Source organism: Nitrosopumilus maritimus SCM1 (genome assembly GCF_000018465.1).
GTDB classification, from domain to species: Archaea; Thermoproteota; Nitrososphaeria; order Nitrososphaerales; family Nitrosopumilaceae; genus Nitrosopumilus; species Nitrosopumilus maritimus.
In genome coordinates this window covers 823,462-841,332 of the sequence record NC_010085.1, presented here as the reverse complement: position 1 = coordinate 841,332, position 17,871 = coordinate 823,462, and the positions used below count along the sequence as shown (strand labels likewise).

Below are 17,871 nucleotides of genomic sequence, written 5' to 3'. Positions count from 1 at the left end.
ATGAAACCTGTCCCAAGAATTTCCACTCGAGGGTACTATGATCTAAAAACTGGTAAAACCCTAAAGCGGAACAACTATTACCTTTATCCAAAAAAAGATTTTCAAAAATTAATTGATTCTAAAGAGTTAACCATTATGATTCATGGTCTAAGAAATGACAATGCTGGTGCTATTGCAAAAGCAGTTTTGGCACGTAATCGATTGAGAAAATTAGGATATTCTCATCCAGTAATTGGATTTAGTTATGATTCAAACACCACTGGTGCTCATTTAATCAAACATGCAAAACATGCTTTAGCTGTAGGACAAAGTATTGCAAAAAAGAACGGACGGAATCTCGGAAAATTCATTGAGGATTTTAAAGAATCTAGTCCAAAAACAAAGATACGATTAATGGGACACTCTCTAGGTTCTCAAGTGATTCTCAGTACAATTGAATATCTTGCTAAAAAGAAACAAAATTCTGGAATCCTAGAAAGTGTCTATTTCTTTGGAGCCTCTATAACTGAAGATGTTCCGTCTTCAAAAAAGTATGGTAAGCTACTCCAAACTGTTGTCAATAAAAAAATCCTAAATCATTATGCTCCTTCTGATGAGGTTCTAAGTTGGGCTGATGACAAAAAGTATGTTTTGGGACCCTTAGGTCTAAATGGTGCAATTGGAAAACCTATCAAAAAATATCATCAGAAACTAGTCAAACCAAAAAACCATAGATTTGCAAGTTATGCTGCTGTACTAAACACATTTCCGTAGAACCATTTCGTATAGTTTTTAGTGCCTAATTCTAGAATTTTCTTGTGGTAAAATCCGTTAACTTTGTTGTTTTAGGTAAACAAGACATTGCATCTGAATTTGGTAAAAAAGGAACTGAAACTGATCTGACTCTTTATGATAGAAAGGAATCTGACATTATCAAAACATGGGTTGCACCCAGTGGATTTCCTGATAAAATACAGCCTTTGTTTCAGGCAATCAATCTTGCAGAATACGTGATACTTTATGTCGATAAATTAGATAAATTCACAGGAGAGCAAATCATTGCACTTGATTCTCTCAAAAAAGAAAACGGAATATTATCTCATACCTTTGATGTAGATGAATCAAAACTAGATGCAATGATCAAGGGTACTGTTGTTGAAAAATATACCAAAGTTGATCAGGATAAAATCAAAGAAGAAATGGACAAACTTGAACCTATTTCATCTGATGGTTCTTCTGAAATGGTGATTGATCATTGCTTTGACGTGAAGGGAGTTGGAACCGTGATTTTGGGCAAAGTCACTAATGGCAAAGTAAAACAATATGATAATCTGAAACTATATCCAGCTGGAATTGATGTACTCATAAAATCAATTCAAATGCATGATGATCCTGTTGAAGAATCCATATGTCCTGCTCGAGTTGGTTTGGCTGTAAAAGGTGCAAAACCTGATGAAGTTGGACGTGGTGATGTTATCTCTGAAGAAGGAGTTGTGGACATCAAAACAGAAATCGAAATTGATTTTCAAAAAAGTCCTTTTTACAAGAGTGAAATTGCAGAAAATCAAGGATGTCTAGTCAACATTGGATTGCAAATCAAAGCTGCAAAGTTTACTTCAATATCTCCACTCAAACTTGCTTTTGAAAAACCAATTGTATGCAAATCTGGACAAATTGCAATTATCTTAAAACCCGAATCCCCTACAATCAGAATCTTGGGTAGTGGCCAAATAAAATAGTCTAATTTAATAAAATCAAATTTGTTGATTCACTATGCGCGGATTGATGATGGGAAGGTTTCAACCATTTCATTTGGGTCATTTAGAATTAGTCAAACAGATTCTTGATCAATGCGATGAAGTAATTATTGCCATAACTAGTGCTCAATTCAATTATTTGGAAAAAGATCCTTTTACTGCTGGTGAAAGAATTGAGATGATTCACAACTCTCTAAAAGAAGCAAACTTGGATTTGAAAAAATGTTTTGTCATATCTATTGAGAATCAGTTTAACATTGCAACTTGGAGTTCCTATCTCCAATCTGCATTACCTCATTTTGATAAAGTGTACAGTGGTAATGATTATGTCTCTATGCTTTTAGCTGATTCTGGAATAACTGTTGTAAAACCTGAATTTCTAGATAGAAAACAATACAATGCAACTAAAATCCGCTCTATGATAATTTCTGATGAAAATTGGAAAGAATCTGTTCCAAATGCAGTTTATGAATTTCTAACAAAGATTGATGCAAAAAATAGACTATCCGTAATTTCTAAATCTGATACCAATCCTACAAAACACTAATGGAACCTGTACGCGCTTGTCCAATTTGTCCTGAGTGTGGCTCTAAGAGATTTACCAGATTGCCTGGAGACAAGGTAACTGTAAAGTGTCGTTCATGTGAAAAAATCATCGAAATCTAGGTTTCATAGTTAATATTTGCAATAGAATCTGCCAAAACCATGGCACAAACATGGAAAGATACCGATATCAGTCTTGATCCAATAAAAGATCAAACCATTGCTGTAATTGGTTATGGAATCCAAGGTGATGCACAAGCTAACAACATGAAAGACTCTGGTCTTAATGTCATAATTGGTCTCAAAGAAGGCGGTAATAGCTGGAAAAAGGCCGAAGCTGATGGTCACAAAGTAATGTCAGTAGCTGATGCCACAAAACAAGCAGACATTATTCACATATTGATTCCAGATATGATTCAAGGTCAAGTATACAAAGATGAAATCGGACCAAATCTTTCTGAAGGAAAAGCATTGTCATTTTCTCATGCAGCTGCAATCTATTGGAAATGGATTGAAGCTCCAAACAATGTTGATTTAATCATGATTGCACCAAAAGGACCTGGTTCAAAAGTAAGAGAAACCTATCTTGATAATTTTGGAACTCCAGCAATTGTTGCAGTTGAACAAGACTTTACAGGAAAAGCTTGGGATAGAACATTGGGAATTGCAAAAGCAATCGGAAGTGCAAGAGCCGGATTAATCAAAACTGCTTTCAAAGAAGAAGTAGAAACTGATTGGTTTGGTGAGCAAGCAGACCTTTGTGGTGGTGCAGCTTCTATGGTAACAAATGCATTTGAAACTCTAGTTGAAGCAGGATATCAACCAGAAATTGCATACTTTGAAGTTTTACATGAACTAAAACTCATTGTAGATATGATTCAAAGATATGGAATTAATGGAATGTGGAGACGTGTAAGTGAGACTGCAAGATATGGTGGTTTAACACGTGGACCAATGGTGATGGATTCTGCAAACAAAGAGAACATGAAAAAAGTTCTAACCATGATTCAAGATGGTACATTCAACAACGAGTGGATTTCTGAATACCAGAAAAACGGCAAAGATGCATTTGACAAATACATGAAACAATATGACGAACACCAAATTGAAAAAGTTGGTAAAGAAATGCGTAAAATGATGTGGCCTGATTCCACAGAATAATTCTTTTTTTCTTATATTTTTCTTAATTTACCTACGCCTGTATTGATATGATCAATAATTGTAGGTAATGGTGTTCCTGGACCAAACACGTGGTCAACTCCTGCCTTGATCAAATCTTTATGATCAATTTCTGGAATTACTCCTCCCCCAACAACTAGAACGTCATTGATCTTTTTCTTTTTGAGAGCTTTGACTACTCTTGGGAATAAAGTTCCATGTGCTCCATTAAGTAAACTCATTGCAATTGCATCAACATCTTCGTCTTCTGCAATCTGTGCAACTCTTTCTGGTGTTGCAAAAAGTCCTGAATAGATTACTTCCATTCCTGCATCCCTAAATGCTCTACACAAAACAAGTGCTCCTCTATCATGTCCATCAAGGCCTAATTTAGCAACTAGAATCTTGATGTTTCTTGTTTGTGTTTTTTGTTTCATAATGTTACTCGTTATTTGGTATATTTTAAAGGCTTTATTTGATTTTCTGATTTGCGTTTTAATAGAAAATCTACTTAAAGAGTATCAAAATCATCTCAAACGTGGACGTTAATCCCATAAATTATGAGTTAACATTTGAGCCAGATCTTAAAAAATTCACATTCTTGGGAACAGAAATTATTACTGTTTCTTGCAATAAAGCAATTAATCTTATCACACTAGATTGTGCAGAAATTAAAATAAAATCTTGTACTGTAAAGTCTGGCTCTAAAATAATAAAATCTACTCCAAAGACTGATGAAAAAAAAGAGAGACTGTCAATTAAACTAGGAGAAAAAATCAAAGGCAAAGCAACAATCCATCTAGAATTTCAAGGAATTCTAAATGACAGATTACTGGGATTTTATCGAAGTCAATACAAACAAGGTGGAAAAACAAAGTATCTTGCAACTACTCAATTTGAGGCAGCTGATGCAAGACGTGCATTTCCATGTTGGGATGAGCCTGAAGCAAAGGCAACATTTGAGATTTCAATTATTGCAGAAAACAAATTCACTGCCATTTCAAACATGCCAGTCCAATCAAAGAAAAAAATCAAAAATAAAACATTATACAAGTTTGGCAAAACACCTGTTGTCTCAACATATCTCATCTATCTTGGAGTTGGTGAGTTTGAATATCTAACTGGCAAAACGGGCAAAGTTCAGATTAGAGTTGTAACTACAAAGGGAAACAAATCAAAAGGAAAATACTCTTTAGAATTAGGCAAGAAACTATTAACCTCTTATGAAAAATATTTTGGAATAAAATATCCTCTACCTAAATTAGATTTGATTGCAATTCCTGACTTTGCAGCAGGAGCAATGGAGAACTGGGGTGCAATAACATTTAGAGAAACAATTCTACTTTATGATCCTAAAACATCTTCTACTAGAACAAAACAATTCATTGCTGAAGTAATTTCACATGAGATTGCACATCAATGGTTTGGTAATCTCGTCACTATGAAGTGGTGGAATGATTTGTGGCTTAACGAAAGCTTTGCAACATTCATGGCAACAAAGTTTGTTGACAAATTCTATCCTGAATGGAATTTGTGGGATCAATTCATTGAAGATGCAATGAATACTGCCATGGGATTAGATGCTCTTAAAACCACTCATCCAATTGATGTCAAAGTAAAATCTCCTGCTGAAATTCGAGAAATCTTTGATGCAATATCTTATGATAAAGGTGGATGCGTTTTGAGAATGCTTGAACACTATGTTGGTGAGAAAAATTTCCGAGCCGGTCTCAAAAAATATCTTTCAGCATTCAAGTATGGAAATGCCCAAGGACAAGACTTGTGGGATGCAATTGGCAAAGCCTCAAAAATGCCAGTAAGCTCTATGGTCAATACGTGGCTAAAACAGCCTGGATTTCCTCAAATTGATATCACTCAAAATAACAATGATTTGATAATTAAACAAAACCGCTTTTTGATGGAACCTACAAAGAAAACCCAAAAAGGATTGTGGCATGTCCCAATTACCTATGGTTTAGGAAAGGAGACCAAAACAAAACTATTAACAAAAAAATCTATGACTGTCAAAGCTCCTAAAGGACCTGGATTTGTAGCAAACATTGGTCGTACTGGATTTTATCGTGTAAAATATGATGATGGAATCTTACTTGATCTCAAAATGTTAGTTGATCAAAAACAAATTCCTCACATTGATAGATGGGCAATTCAAAATGATTTGTTTGCATTATGTGTTGCAGGAAAAGAAGATGTAGAAAATTACTTGGATTTCTCTGATGCATATTTTGATGAAGACTCTTATCTTCCACAAACAAATGTTGCAAACAATCTAAACTTTTTAGCATCATTAACTTTCTTTGAGGATTTCACAGAACAAATCAGAAGTTATGCTATCAATTACTTTAGAAAGATTTTATCTAATCTTGGTTGGGTTCCTCAAAAAACAGACAAACATACTGATGCATTCATGAGAGGTTATGCAATAACTGTATTGGGTAAATTTGGTGATGAACATGTACTTGAGCAGGCACAAATTAAATTCAAAGAATTTTTGAAAAACCCATCATCACTTCATCCTGATATTAGAGAACCTGTTTTCTCAATTATTGCACGTACTGGTAATGCAAAGACTCATTCACAATTTGTAACATTATACAAAAAAGCAAAAACAACTGAGGAAAAATTAAGATTCTTGGGTGCAATGTGCAGTTTCAAGAATGAAAAATTATTGATCAAAACTTTACAATTCTCTCAAACCGCAGAGGTTCGTTCTCAAAACATGCAATTACCAATCATGAAGATTGCTGCAAATCCCTATGGAAAGAAGATTCTTTGGCCTTGGTTAAAGAAGAATTGGGGCAAATTGAGCAAAAAAGTAGGCTATGGTAATCCTTTGTTTAATAGAATTGTTGCAAGTATTGCACTAGTTGCAGATGACTCTATGGAAAAAGACATCAAATCATTTTTCAAATCTCATCCAACTCCTGGAACAGAAAGAACTCAAGCTCAAACATTAGAAAAGATACGAATCCATTCCCGATTCTTACGCCAAATGAGAAAAGAATTCAAGTAATATGGCAAGAAAACTTCTTTCCCCAATATTTCTTGGAGTATTTACTGTTCTTGCAATATTCTTTTTGACTGGCGGAGCTGATGATGACAAGGATGAACTCCGTCAAACATTTCAAGTAAATGCAGTGTATTATGATACGGGACATGTTGAAGTTGCATTTTCTGATAAATCTGAAAAAACTGATTCTGTTGTAATGGAAATTCTTGGAATGGAGGAGACATACCAAAAAACATTCTCTAGTCCTGCATTCATTGAAATTGTTCCATTTCCAGGTGAACCAAAATATGGATGGGAAATTCATCCTGTTGTTTTAGAAATAGACCATCCGGAACTAGGGCATGTTCAACTAAAAACAGAGATATACCAATTAGGTGATTCTGCTCCTCCTGTGATTTATTCAAGACCTTAGATCACATACAAGATTTTATTGCACCTCTAAAGATTACTTTGTATTGGATTTGCTTGTTGATTTAAAGAAAGGAAAACGTGGAGCAATTGCAAAAGCTATCACTGTAGTAGAAAATGATCAAAAAGAATCAAAAAAACTCTTAAAGAAAATTTTCAAAAATACTGGAACTTCTATTATTATTGGAATTACTGGTCCTGCAGGAGCTGGAAAAAGTTCTCTGATAAACAAAACTGCAGTGGCAATGAAAAAACTAGGCACAAAACCTGCCGTTTTGGCAGTAGACCCAACTAGCCATGTTACTGGCGGTGCAATCTTGGGTGATAGAGTCCGAATGACTGAATCAACTGATTCAGGAACATACATCCGTAGTATTGCATCTCGTGGTGCAACTGGTGCAGTTTCACGTTCTCTTAGAAATAGTATCCGTGTTTTAGAGTATGCAGGATTTAATCCAATTATTATTGAAAGTGTAGGAGCTGGACAAACTGAAGTTGAAATTTCAAACATTGCAGATATTACAGTTGTAGTCTTTAATCCAAACACGGGTGATAGTATTCAAACCATCAAAGCTGGTTTGACTGAAATTGGAGATGTCTATCTTGTCAACAAGAGTGACCTTAGCGGAACAAATCAACTCTTTGATGCAGTACGTGATTTTATTGGTGATTCTGACAGAAATCCTGCAATTCTAAAGACTTCGGTAAAAAAGAATACTGGAATCACTGAATTTGCAAAGACTCTGAAAAATTTGATGGCATTAAAAAAGAAATCAAAGAAACAAAAGGACCAAGAACGATTAGAGACAGAACTAAAAGATATCGTTTTAAATAACGTGCGAGAAAAGATTGATGAGATGTTAGATTCTGATAAAACCTTTTCAAAATATTTAAAGAAATTACAATCAAAAGATATAGACCCATTTGATGCAGGAGATAAGATTACAAAATCTATGTTAAAGTGATGTATGATGGCAGCAAAAAAATCAAAATCAAAACAACCTGAAAAGAAAGTCTTTACTGATTCTAATTTTCCAGTAAAACGAATCTATCAAAAATCTTCCAAGAAGAAACCTTCAGAAGATTCTGGTAAATATCCATTTACACGTGGAATTCACCCTGGAATGTTCCGTGATAGATTTTGGACTATGAGACAGTATTCTGGATTTGGTGATGCCAAGCTCACAAATGAGCGATTCAAATTCATGCTTGAAAAAGGTCAGACTGGTCTTTCTATGGCATTTGATCTTCCGACCCAGATTGGATATGACTCTGATGCTCCTCAAGCAGAAGGTGAAGTTGGTAAGGTTGGAGTTTCTATTACATCAATTAAAGATATGATGACTGCCTTTGATGGCATTCCTCTTGGAAAGGTCAGCTCTTCGATGACAATCAATTCTACTGCATCAACATTACTTGCATACTATATTGCAGTTGGAGAATCTCAAGGATTCAAAAGTCATGAATTACGTGGAACCACTCAAAATGATATTCTAAAAGAATACATTGCAAGAAATACCTACATCTATCCTCCACAACCTTCTATGAGATTAATTGGTGACATGATTGGATATTGTGCAGAAAAAGTTCCTTCATGGTACCCTGTATCAATTTCTGGTTACCATATGAGAGAAGCAGGATGTACTGCAACACAAGAAGTTGCATTTACATTAGCAAATGCAATTGCATACATTCAAACTTGTTTAGATAAAGGACTAAAGATTGATGACTTTGCACCACGTTTGTCATTCTTCTTTTGTTGTACTATTGAATTCTTTGAAGAAGTTGCAAAGTTTAGAGTCGCAAGAAAAGTCTATGCAAAGATTCTCAAAGAAATGTTTAATGCTAAAAATCCAAAATCTCTGCAACTAAAATTCCATACTCAAACTAGCGGTGAATCATTAACTGCACAGCAACCTGATAACAACATTATCCGTGTAGCAATTCAAACAATGGCTGCAGTTGCCGGTGGTACTCAGTCTCTTCACACAAACTCTAGAGATGAAGCATTGGCCCTTCCAACACAAGAATCTGCAAAAATAGCCTTGAGAACTCAACAAATTGTAGCACATGAGAGTGGAATTACAAAGACTGCTGATCCACTTGGTGGTTCTTACTATCTTGAGGAGCTATCTGACCAAATTGAAGACGGTGTTTGGAAATATCTAAAGAAGATTCAGAAAATGGGTGGCTCTGTAAAAGCAATTGAGAAAGGATTCTTCCAATCTGAAATTAGACAAAACGCATATCGCTTAAAGAAAGAGACTGATGATGGTGAAAGAGTCCTAGTCGGTGTAAACAAGTATGCTGAAGAAGAAGAACAACCAGAACTACTTAGAATTGGTGGTAAAGTTGAGATTCAACAGAAAAAAGCACTAAAACAATTACGTGCATCAAGAGACAAAAAGAAGTGGGAAAAAGCCTTGTCTGCAATGCAAAGCGCAGCTGAGACTGATGAGAATTTGATGCCATACATTATTACTGCTGCAAAAGCTTTTGCTACTACTGGTGAAATTAGTAATGCATTCCGTGAAGTATTTGGTGAATATCGTCCAAAGGAGGTATTCTAGATGAAGATTGATCATATTGCAATTGCCGTAAATGATGTTGAAGAATCTGCCAAAGTTTACCAACAAGCATTAGGTGTTGACTCTGTAGAATTTGAGACAGTTGAATCTGAAGGTGTCAAAGTTGCAATTATTCACTTGGAAAACGGTCGTGTTGAATTAATGCAACCAACAAATGATAACAGTCCAATTAAAAAATTCTTGGAGAAAAAAGGCCAAGGACTACATCACATGGCACTTGAAACTGACAATATTGAGGGTGAAGTTGAAAGAATGGAAGGCTGTGGAGTTCAATTTCTAGGACAAATTAGACCTGGTTCTGCAGGAACTAAAGTTACCTTTATTCATCCAAAATCCCTTCATGGTGTCTTGGCTGAACTTTGTGCTCATCCAAAATAAATTCAGAAAAATTATTCCATCATTTTCAATGTATCTGATGCGGTGATAATTCCCATTATCTTTGATTTCTTTGTAACTAGAATACATTTGGAATATCTAATTAATGGAACAAGAACGTTTGCTGGTGTTTCAAAGTCGACTATTGGTGGAACTGGATCCATCGTATCTGCAAGTTTTGCGTTCTTTAGTTCAGCTTCACCTACATCTGCAAGATGTTTGACAATTCCATCTTCAGATACAACACCAACTATCTCTTTTCCTTCAAAAACTGGAATTTGACTGATTGATAATTGATGCATCTTTTTGATTGCATCATGTAATGTATTGGATGGTTTTAGCTTTACAATGTCTTGACTACAAAAGTCTCCTGCTTTGTGAGATGATGATCTGCTCTCCAAATTTGATAGATTCTCAAAAATCTTTTTTGCAGTTTCATAACTTGGTTGGCTTCTTCCTGATTCTATCTGGTTAATCATAGATGTACTGACTCCAGTCATGCTGGCAAGTTTTTTCTGAGTAATTCCTAATTTCTGTCTCATTTGCTTTATTGATTCAACATTTGGGAGCATTTGAGATTTAGTAATGATTAATCTCTATTAAATGATACTGGATTATTTTTTCTTTGATTGTTCAATTGCTGCCTGGGCTGCTGCAACAATGGCAATAGGAATTCTGTGTGGTGATGCACTAACATAGCTTAGTTTTGCGCCATGGCAGAATTTGATTGAATCAGGGTCTCCTCCATGTTCTCCACAAATTCCAACTTCCATATTTTTTCTTATTCCGCGACCATGATCAATTCCAATTTTAATTAGACTTCCAACACCGTTTACATCAATTGATTGGAATGGACTTCTTTCAAGTAGTTCTTTCTCCATGTACTCTGGAAGGAATTTTCCTTCTACATCTTCTCTGCTGAAACTAAATGTTCCTTGAGTAAGGTCATTGGTACCAAAGCTAAAGAATTCTGCAGTAGTTGCAAGTTCATTTGCTGTTAATGCAGCTCTTACTACTTCGATCATAGTACCAAAGTTAATTTTTAATTTCATCTTGTTTTTAGTTTCAACTTCTTTCTTTATTTTGTCATAAATTTTCTTGATATGATTCAATTCTGCAATACTGCTGATTTGAGGAATCATGATTTGTGGGTGTGCCTTTACTTTTTGTTTTGTCAAATCAACTAGTGCTTCAAAGACTGCACGAATTTGCATCTCGTAAATTTCAGGATATGTTACTCCAACTCTAACACCTCTGTGACCCATCATTGGGTTTACTTCTGCAAGCTCTCTTGCTCTTTTTAGAACTACTTCAGCCTTTTTGATTTCTTTAGTTGCTTTCTTTGCTTTTAATTTCTGAATTTTTTCTGATAACTCTTCAGGGTTCGGCAAGAATTCGTGTAGTGGAGGATCTAATAGTCTGATTGTAACTTCGTATCCTTCCATTGCTTTTAGAATTTGTTTAAAGTCACTTTTTTGTAATTGTCCTAATTTCTTTAGAACTATTGCTCTTTTTTCGGCATTTTCAGCCATAATCATGTCTACAAACAGGCCGATTCTGTCATTTGCATTGAACATTCTCTCTGTTCTACATAATCCAATACCTTGTCCTCCGAATTTTCTAGCAAGTTTTGCAGCCTCAGGAGTATCTGCATTTGCTCTGATTCCTAGAACCTTGGTTTTTTGTGCCCAATCTAGAATTTGTTCAAAGTCTTTAGTTACTTTTGGCTCTACTGTTGGAACTTCTCCGATGAAAACAGTACCGACACTACCATTAATTGAAATAACTTCTCCTTCCTTTACGGTCTTACCGTTTGCAGTACATGTGTTCTTGTCATAATCAATTTTCAATTCTGCACATCCTACGATACATGGTTTGCCCATTCCTCTTGAGACAATTGCTGCATGAGATGATTTTCCTCCCAAACTTGTCAATACTCCTTCTGATGAAAAGAATGCTGGAACGTCTTCAGGTTTTGTTTCTTTTCTGATTAGAATTACTTTCTTTCCTGCTTCTCCTAACTCGATTGCTTTTTTTACATCAAATACTGCAATTCCACTTGCTGCACCTGGTGATGCTGCAATTCCTTTTGCTAATTGTTTATAGTTTTTTAGTTTTGACTCATCCATTGTTCTGTGGAGTAATGCTTCAAGTTGTTGTGCTGGAATTCTTGTAAGTGCTTTGTTTTTATCAATTAATTTCTCTTTTACCATGTCTACTGATGTTTTTACTAGTGCACCTGCACTCATCTTTGCAGTTCTTGTTTGTAACAAGTAGAATTTGCCTTGTTCAATTGTAAATTCGATGTCTTGTGGTTCTCTGAAGTGTTTTTCTAATTTTGAACATGCATCAGATAATTCTTTATGGGATTTTGGCATCTCTTTTTTGAGTAATGCAACATTCTTTCCAGTCCTAACTCCTGCAACTACATCTTCACCTTGTGCATTGATTAGATATTCTCCCTCAATTTCCTTTTTACCATTATGCCCATTTCTTGTAAAGACTACACCTGTGGCACTGTCATCTCCCATGTTTCCAAATACCATGGTAACAACATTGACTGCTGTTCCATTTGCAATATCTTTTGTAATGTTATTTTTTTCACGATAAACTATTGCTCTTTCTCCCATCCAACTTTTGAAAACTGCTTCAATTGCTAATCCTAATTGCTCATTAGGCGAATCTGGGAATTTTCTTTTTGTGTGTTTTTCACAGATTTTTTTATACTCTGATACGATTTTCTTTAAAGATTCTACATTTAGTTGACTGTCATCTTTTACTTTTTGTTTGGTCTTTGCAGACTCTAACACATGATCAAATTTTTCATCATTTACTCCAAATACAACTTTTCCAAATAATTGGATAAATCTTCGATAAGAATCCCAAGCAAAACGTGGGTTCTGTGTTTGTGTTGCTAACCCCTCAACTGTTTTTTCATTTAATCCTAAATTCAAAATTGTATCCATCATTCCTGGCATTGAAATTGCTGCGCCAGATCTTACTGATACTAGTAATGGATTCTTTGTTGAATTCCATTTTTTTCCAGTCTTTTTTTCAATTTTTTCAATGTTTTTCATCACTGATGGCATGACGTCTTTTGGTAGCTTTCGATTGTTTTCGTAATACTTGTTACAAACCTCAGTTGTGATTGTGAATCCTGGAGGTACAGGGAGTTTTAATCGAGTCATCTCGCTTAATCCTGCTCCTTTTCCGCCTAGAAGCATTCTTTGTTTGCTGTCTGCCTCTTCAAATGCATAAACTGGTTTTGTTTTTGCCATGCAAGAATGCGTAAATTTTTTGGCTTTTTAAACTAATGCCTTGGCAAATTCAGAAATTATTTTGTCCCAATTCTTTGCTTTGATAATGCCGCTTGCCACAAGGATCCCTTTTGATCCTAATTCTACTGCCTTTGAAACATCTTGTCCAGAAACAATTCCTGCACCACAAAGAAGTTTTGTATTGTTATTTGCACTTTTTACAGCATTTGCTGCTTTTGTAATTAATTCTGGTCTTTCAGTTGACACTGCTTTCCCTGATCCAATAAGCTCTGGTGGCTCTATTGCAATATAATTTGGGTTTAGTTTTGCATATTTTCTTGCTTCAGCAACATCTTTTACACAAACAATTGATGTCATCTTCAATTCTTTTAGTTTTGATACTAGTTTTGTGATCTCTTTTGATGAAATTCTATGTTCGCTATGATTGATTAGTGATCCATTTACTTGGGATTTTTTTAACAATTCTGGAATTACAAATCCAGTTGTGCTACCTACTTTGGAATCATCAATGTGTTGTGCAAAAATTGGAATTGAACTGTTTGCAACAACGCCAATCAAATGCTGAGGTGGGCAAATTGCAATTTTTACTTTGAATTTTTTTGATACTTTTTCAGCAGTCTTTACAAATTTAGTAATCTTTTCACCTGAAATCTCTTCATAGTTTTTACAATTAATAACAAACATCTTTCTTTGAACCTTCTTGTATTGTATTTAATCTTTAATTTAACTTCTTAATTTTTTATCATATGTCTTCTTCATAGCTAGTACAATCATCATCAATGCAATTGCAGCTAGATTTGTTCCAATGATGAATACGTCTTCAACTATTATTCCATAGATTAACCACAAAATTGCACCTGCTGATATGAATATCATTAAAAATTTTGATACATCTTTGAGACTTTTTGTCTTGTAGCCCTTGTAGATTTGCTCTACCCATCCAGTCAGAATTAAAATTCCTGCAGCTACTCCTAGAATTGTTAGTAGTGTTCCATCAACTTCCATTTTATTCACTAATTCCAGAAAAATTCGTCTAATCCTGTCTGTTTTGGTTTTCCTAAAATTGTATCAAAATCCAAATCCATTGATGATGTGATTTGCTCAAGTGTTGATTCCATAAACTCCATGTATTTTTTAGAATCGATTTCCTCTTTTTTTGCCATTTCCACTGGTTTGACCCCTGGCTTGTTTAGAATTTTGATGTAAGAAATTCTGTCTCCTTTCTTTATCTCTCGTATAGTTTCAAGTTGTTTTGCTGCACGTATGTGTTGTGGAATTGTTTTTGTGTATTCTGATGGAGCTTTACTAAGCATTACGTTAAATGTCAAATCTTCTAATGGTATCTCTTTTGCCTCTACTTTTTTGCCACAGGTTGCAATTTTTTCAGAAATCTCTTTTTTTGCTTTCTCGAAATCTTCTATTGTCTGAACTTTAGATAAAACATCAAGTAATTCATAAAATAATTTTTTGATAAATGGCGGAGTGTGTGATTTTTTTCCTGTGAGTCCTTTGACATCTACTTTTCCTTCTTTGGTAACTCCAAGATAGTTTTTCTTTCTGTTACTAAGTACACAGTACCTGTATGTCTTGTCAATTTCTAAATCAACACCATGATCTTTTTTTGCTTGATCAATTACAATTTGGATTTGTTCCTTGGTTGGATTCTTGATAAACAACGAGTCTGTATCTCCATAAAGAACTTCAATACCTGCAGATTCACATTTTTTGATAGTCTCTAGAATTGTATGTCTACCAATTGCAGTTGTAGCTTCTGCTGCAGGAAGGAAATACAATGGAAATATTTCAGCTCCCATTACCCCATAGCTTGCGTTTAGAATTACCTTGAGTGCTTGGCTGACTACTGTGTATTGCTGCCTTTGCTCATCAGTTAGCGTCTCTTTTTTTGATAAACTCTTGTAGTAATTTACCCTCAAATCCCTTAGTGAGCCAATAATCATGGATGTTAGACCGTTCTTCTTTGAGCAAGTCCAGTGATTTGTTCCTGGAACTTCATTTCTCTTACAATCCTCATGTGGACATCTGACTGTTTCATATGATAGATTTCTAACCTTGATAATGCTTGGATATAGACTTGCAAAGTCCATTACTACTACATCAAAATGTATTCCTTCTTTTGGTTCAACAACTAGACCTCCTCTGTATTTTTTATCTTTGATTACTGCATCTGACATTACTCCTTCTGATCTTCTTTCAAGCTCCTGTCTTTTTGGAATTAGACAATTTCTCTTTCTGTGTTCATAATACAAAAGACTACGAATCCATTGTGATACTCCCATTCTTGCAATATCGTCAATTGGCATTCTTCCAATTCTTGCAATGATTACAAGTAGTTGCATTAACAATTCGCTGTTAAAACTTGTAAGTTCATAGGTTAACAGAGCGTCATTATAACAATAGTTTGCAGTTTGGTATAGTGTTAGTTGATCAAACTCTAATCCATAGTCTATTTTCTCTTTTCCAAGTAGTGCCTTTGAAACTTCATTTAATGAGAAATTTGTATATTTTTGACTAAAGGCATAGATTTGAAATGATCTATTTGAAAACGTTCTATACAAATCAAGATGAACTCCGTGTTTGAGTGTTGCAGAATCCCTCATCATGTAAAATGGATTCTCTGAACTCTTTATTCCCAATCTTTCTGCTCTGTTGTACAAATATGGTAAATCAAATTCATCGCCATTGTATGTTACAACAAATGGAAATTCTTTGATTATCTTAAATGCATCATAAATCATCTCTTTTTCTTTGTCTAAATCATAAAATGTCACTTTGATATTTTGGTCCAATTCGTTTGTTCCTTGTTCAGTTCCCTCTGTTTTGAGCACAAAAATCTGGTCAAATCCATCAGAACCTTTCAATCCAATTGCAGTGACTTTCTTTTCGGCAATTTTTGGGTCGGGAATTCTTCCAATCTCTGCTTCTACTTCAATATCTACACTGAGTCGTTTTATTTTTGGAATAGGTTGATTGAGCAAATCTGCCCACTCTGAAACAAACTTTTTGAATCCTTCAGCATCTACCATGCTTTCACTATCTACTTTATCCCACAACAAACTCTTCAAAGCAATCTTTACTTCATCAGAAATCTCAAGATCATGTGATACTATTTTCCCATCTTTGATTTCGTAATATTTTCCAACTATTAGTTTTCTATCATATAGATAATTTTCATAATATTTGATGTCTGATTCCCATGTCTCTATTACATTTCTAATACTCTTGTCTCCTGCAGTTCCTCCGATTGCAAGAGGATCTGCTACTGTAATCTTTGACATGTCAATTTCTTTATCTTTGATTAAATCATATCTTTGAGTTGTTTTGATTTCTAAAACATCATCTCTTTCTTGAAGAAAATCTAATTCATCTGGAGCTAATCGTGAATAACAATATGGTTTGTGACCAATTTCATCTTTCCACAAAAATAATTTTTGAGATTCTGGTTCATAGAATTTTAAAACTGCTGATTTTGAATTATTATCATATGTAGCTGATACTAACATGGATGGCGGCATTGATTCTATTTTTTTAGTTTCTTCCATGTTGACTTGCATTTTATCATCCAGAATTGTATTTGTTAACTAGTTCTTGAGCCCATTTTGCAATTTTTGCTTTATCTAATTGTATGACTTCTACTCCTGCTTCTTTTAGCAAATCAAAGTCTGTTTCTGGATAAGAGTCAAGGCATACAAATTTTCTAATTCCTATTGTTATTGCCATTTTGGTGCATTCTAGGCATGGAACAAATGTCGTATACAGAACTGCTCCTTCTATACCTGCTTCAATTCCTAGTATTGCACAATGCATTATTGCATTGGCTTCTGCGTGGTTACATAGACATCTGTCAAGTGATGCACCTGATTCTATTTTTCCTTCCATTCTCAATTGGCATCTCTTACAACCTCCATCAAAACAATTTTTGATTCCCGGAGGTGTCCCGTTGTACCCTGTTGCTAACTGTCTGTGATTTCTCACAATTACTGCTCCAACTTGTCTTGTGATGCAGTTTGAACGTAGCTTAGCAAGTTCTGCTTGTAGCATAAAATATTCGTCCCAGTTTGGTCTCTCAAAAGTACTCAATACCAATTCTGTTGGTCTGTTCAATATATGGATCACGTTAAATTCTGATTTTTTTGCGATCAATATGTTCGTGAACAACATGTACACAAACTTCTTTAACTTCCTCCAAACTGGAGATTTGATGGCAAGTTATACTGCTGAAGTAAACGCTATTCACAAAAAATTCAACAATGCTGTAAAAAAAGCAAAGACCAAGAAATCTTTGAACAAAGCTTACAGTGTTCACAAAAAAGCACATGAGCGATTACTGAAAAAGCATCTTCGAGAGGAGACTGCTATGATTAACCGAGCAAAGAAAAAACTAGAATAGTTTTCTTTCTCATTTTTTCTTTTTTACTTTTTATCGAGATTTTTGACCAATTCTAAGAATTTGTCAATTATAATTTTTGGTTGCGAGTCTGCAAGTGCTAACATTGCTCTTCCCATCTCTGAAATTATTGCTTGTTGTTCTGGTGTGAGATCTTTTTTGATCAACTCGTATTTTTCTAATTGTTCTTCCACTGTTCTCCAATTAGGATCTTTGTTTAATGACTCTAGCAATGATTGAAAATATTCCTCATTGGGATTTTTCTCACTCATGACTTTATCTTGCAATAATGGGATAAAAATGGACTTGTTTTTTTGATTTTTTTAGAAAAAATGCCTCTCTTAGGCACAAA

At 34.7% G+C, this 17,871-nt stretch carries 19 protein-coding genes; 11 read left to right on the top strand and 8 right to left on the bottom strand.

What is annotated here, in order from left to right; all coding sequences use genetic code 11:
• From NMAR_RS05155 to ilvC, 5 genes are read left to right on the top strand one after another with little or no spacing between them, the layout of a single operon-like run.
• Positions 1 to 753: a DUF726 domain-containing protein gene (locus tag NMAR_RS05155; RefSeq protein WP_012215345.1), complete on the top strand. Its 753-nt coding sequence runs from the start codon at positions 1 to 3 to the stop codon at positions 751 to 753.
• 44 nt (positions 754 to 797) lie between these two features.
• The gene (locus NMAR_RS05150) at positions 798 to 1,718 is read left to right on the top strand and encodes an EF-Tu/IF-2/RF-3 family GTPase (RefSeq protein ID WP_012215344.1); all 921 of its coding nucleotides are present in this window, start codon (positions 798 to 800) and stop codon (positions 1,716 to 1,718) included.
• Positions 1,719 to 1,752: 34 nt separating this feature from the next.
• The gene (locus NMAR_RS05145) at positions 1,753 to 2,283 is read left to right on the top strand and encodes a nicotinamide-nucleotide adenylyltransferase (protein WP_012215343.1); all 531 of its coding nucleotides are present in this window, start codon (positions 1,753 to 1,755) and stop codon (positions 2,281 to 2,283) included.
• Positions 2,283 to 2,402: a scaffold protein involved in DNA repair gene (locus tag NMAR_RS09940; RefSeq protein ID WP_238523153.1), complete on the top strand. Its 120-nt coding sequence runs from the start codon at positions 2,283 to 2,285 to the stop codon at positions 2,400 to 2,402. Before NMAR_RS05145 ends, NMAR_RS09940 begins: the two co-directional genes overlap by 1 nt.
• Before the next feature lie 39 nt (positions 2,403 to 2,441).
• Complete coding sequence (gene ilvC / locus NMAR_RS05140; RefSeq protein WP_012215342.1) at positions 2,442 to 3,440, top strand: ketol-acid reductoisomerase; 999 nt, start codon at positions 2,442 to 2,444, stop codon at positions 3,438 to 3,440.
• An 11-nt stretch (positions 3,441 to 3,451) separates the two neighbouring features.
• Here ilvC and NMAR_RS05135 read toward each other — a convergent pair whose 3' ends face one another.
• Complete coding sequence (locus NMAR_RS05135; RefSeq protein ID WP_012215341.1) at positions 3,452 to 3,874, bottom strand: cobalamin B12-binding domain-containing protein; 423 nt, start codon at positions 3,872 to 3,874, stop codon at positions 3,452 to 3,454.
• 101 nt (positions 3,875 to 3,975) lie between these two features.
• On the opposite strand from NMAR_RS05135, the gene NMAR_RS05130 reads away from it, so the two are divergent.
• From NMAR_RS05130 to mce, 5 genes are read left to right on the top strand one after another with little or no spacing between them, the layout of a single operon-like run.
• A complete protein-coding gene (locus NMAR_RS05130) occupies positions 3,976 to 6,468 on the top strand; it encodes a M1 family metallopeptidase (RefSeq protein WP_012215340.1) in 2,493 nt (830 codons plus the stop codon).
• Position 6,469: 1 nt separating this feature from the next.
• The gene (locus NMAR_RS05125; protein ID WP_012215339.1) at positions 6,470 to 6,877 is read left to right on the top strand and encodes a hypothetical protein; all 408 of its coding nucleotides are present in this window, start codon (positions 6,470 to 6,472) and stop codon (positions 6,875 to 6,877) included.
• Positions 6,878 to 6,920: 43 nt separating this feature from the next.
• A complete protein-coding gene (gene meaB, locus NMAR_RS05120) occupies positions 6,921 to 7,838 on the top strand; it encodes a methylmalonyl Co-A mutase-associated GTPase MeaB (RefSeq protein ID WP_012215338.1) in 918 nt (305 codons plus the stop codon).
• A gap of 6 nt (positions 7,839 to 7,844) precedes the next feature.
• Positions 7,845 to 9,443 carry an acyl-CoA mutase large subunit family protein gene (locus tag NMAR_RS05115; RefSeq protein ID WP_012215337.1) on the top strand — a complete coding sequence of 533 codons (1,599 nt, stop codon included), beginning with the start codon at positions 7,845 to 7,847 and terminating at the stop codon, positions 9,441 to 9,443.
• On the top strand, positions 9,444 to 9,839 hold the full coding sequence (gene mce, locus NMAR_RS05110; protein ID WP_012215336.1) for a methylmalonyl-CoA epimerase: 396 nt from the start codon (positions 9,444 to 9,446) through the stop codon (positions 9,837 to 9,839). It abuts the gene before it with no gap.
• An 11-nt stretch (positions 9,840 to 9,850) separates the two neighbouring features.
• On the opposite strand, the gene NMAR_RS05105 is transcribed toward mce, so the two are convergent.
• From NMAR_RS05105 to NMAR_RS05080, 6 genes are read right to left on the bottom strand one after another with little or no spacing between them, the layout of a single operon-like run.
• Positions 9,851 to 10,408, bottom strand: a complete 558-nt coding sequence (locus NMAR_RS05105; protein WP_012215335.1) for a helix-turn-helix domain-containing protein — start codon at positions 10,406 to 10,408, stop codon at positions 9,851 to 9,853.
• 42 nt (positions 10,409 to 10,450) lie between these two features.
• On the bottom strand, positions 10,451 to 13,114 hold the full coding sequence (gene ppdK / locus NMAR_RS05100) for a pyruvate, phosphate dikinase (RefSeq protein ID WP_012215334.1): 2,664 nt from the start codon (positions 13,112 to 13,114) through the stop codon (positions 10,451 to 10,453).
• A gap of 27 nt (positions 13,115 to 13,141) precedes the next feature.
• On the bottom strand, positions 13,142 to 13,798 hold the full coding sequence (gene tpiA / locus NMAR_RS05095) for a triose-phosphate isomerase (RefSeq protein WP_012215333.1): 657 nt from the start codon (positions 13,796 to 13,798) through the stop codon (positions 13,142 to 13,144).
• Between the two features lie 39 nt (positions 13,799 to 13,837).
• Entirely contained in the window at positions 13,838 to 14,119 is a 282-nt protein-coding gene (locus NMAR_RS05090) for a SemiSWEET family sugar transporter (protein WP_012215332.1), read from the bottom strand.
• An 8-nt stretch (positions 14,120 to 14,127) separates the two neighbouring features.
• Positions 14,128 to 16,686 carry a DNA-directed DNA polymerase I gene (locus tag NMAR_RS05085; RefSeq protein WP_012215331.1) on the bottom strand — a complete coding sequence of 853 codons (2,559 nt, stop codon included), beginning with the start codon at positions 16,684 to 16,686 and terminating at the stop codon, positions 14,128 to 14,130.
• A gap of 4 nt (positions 16,687 to 16,690) precedes the next feature.
• A complete protein-coding gene (locus tag NMAR_RS05080; RefSeq protein WP_148680114.1) occupies positions 16,691 to 17,236 on the bottom strand; it encodes a deoxycytidylate deaminase in 546 nt (181 codons plus the stop codon).
• A 55-nt stretch (positions 17,237 to 17,291) separates the two neighbouring features.
• Here NMAR_RS05080 and NMAR_RS05075 point away from each other — a divergent pair, with 55 nt between their 5' ends.
• Entirely contained in the window at positions 17,292 to 17,522 is a 231-nt protein-coding gene (locus tag NMAR_RS05075; RefSeq protein ID WP_238523216.1) for a hypothetical protein, read from the top strand.
• Between the two features lie 23 nt (positions 17,523 to 17,545).
• On the opposite strand, the gene NMAR_RS05070 is transcribed toward NMAR_RS05075, so the two are convergent.
• A complete protein-coding gene (locus NMAR_RS05070; protein ID WP_012215328.1) occupies positions 17,546 to 17,791 on the bottom strand; it encodes a hypothetical protein in 246 nt (81 codons plus the stop codon).
• Positions 17,792 to 17,871 lie beyond the last annotated feature (80 nt).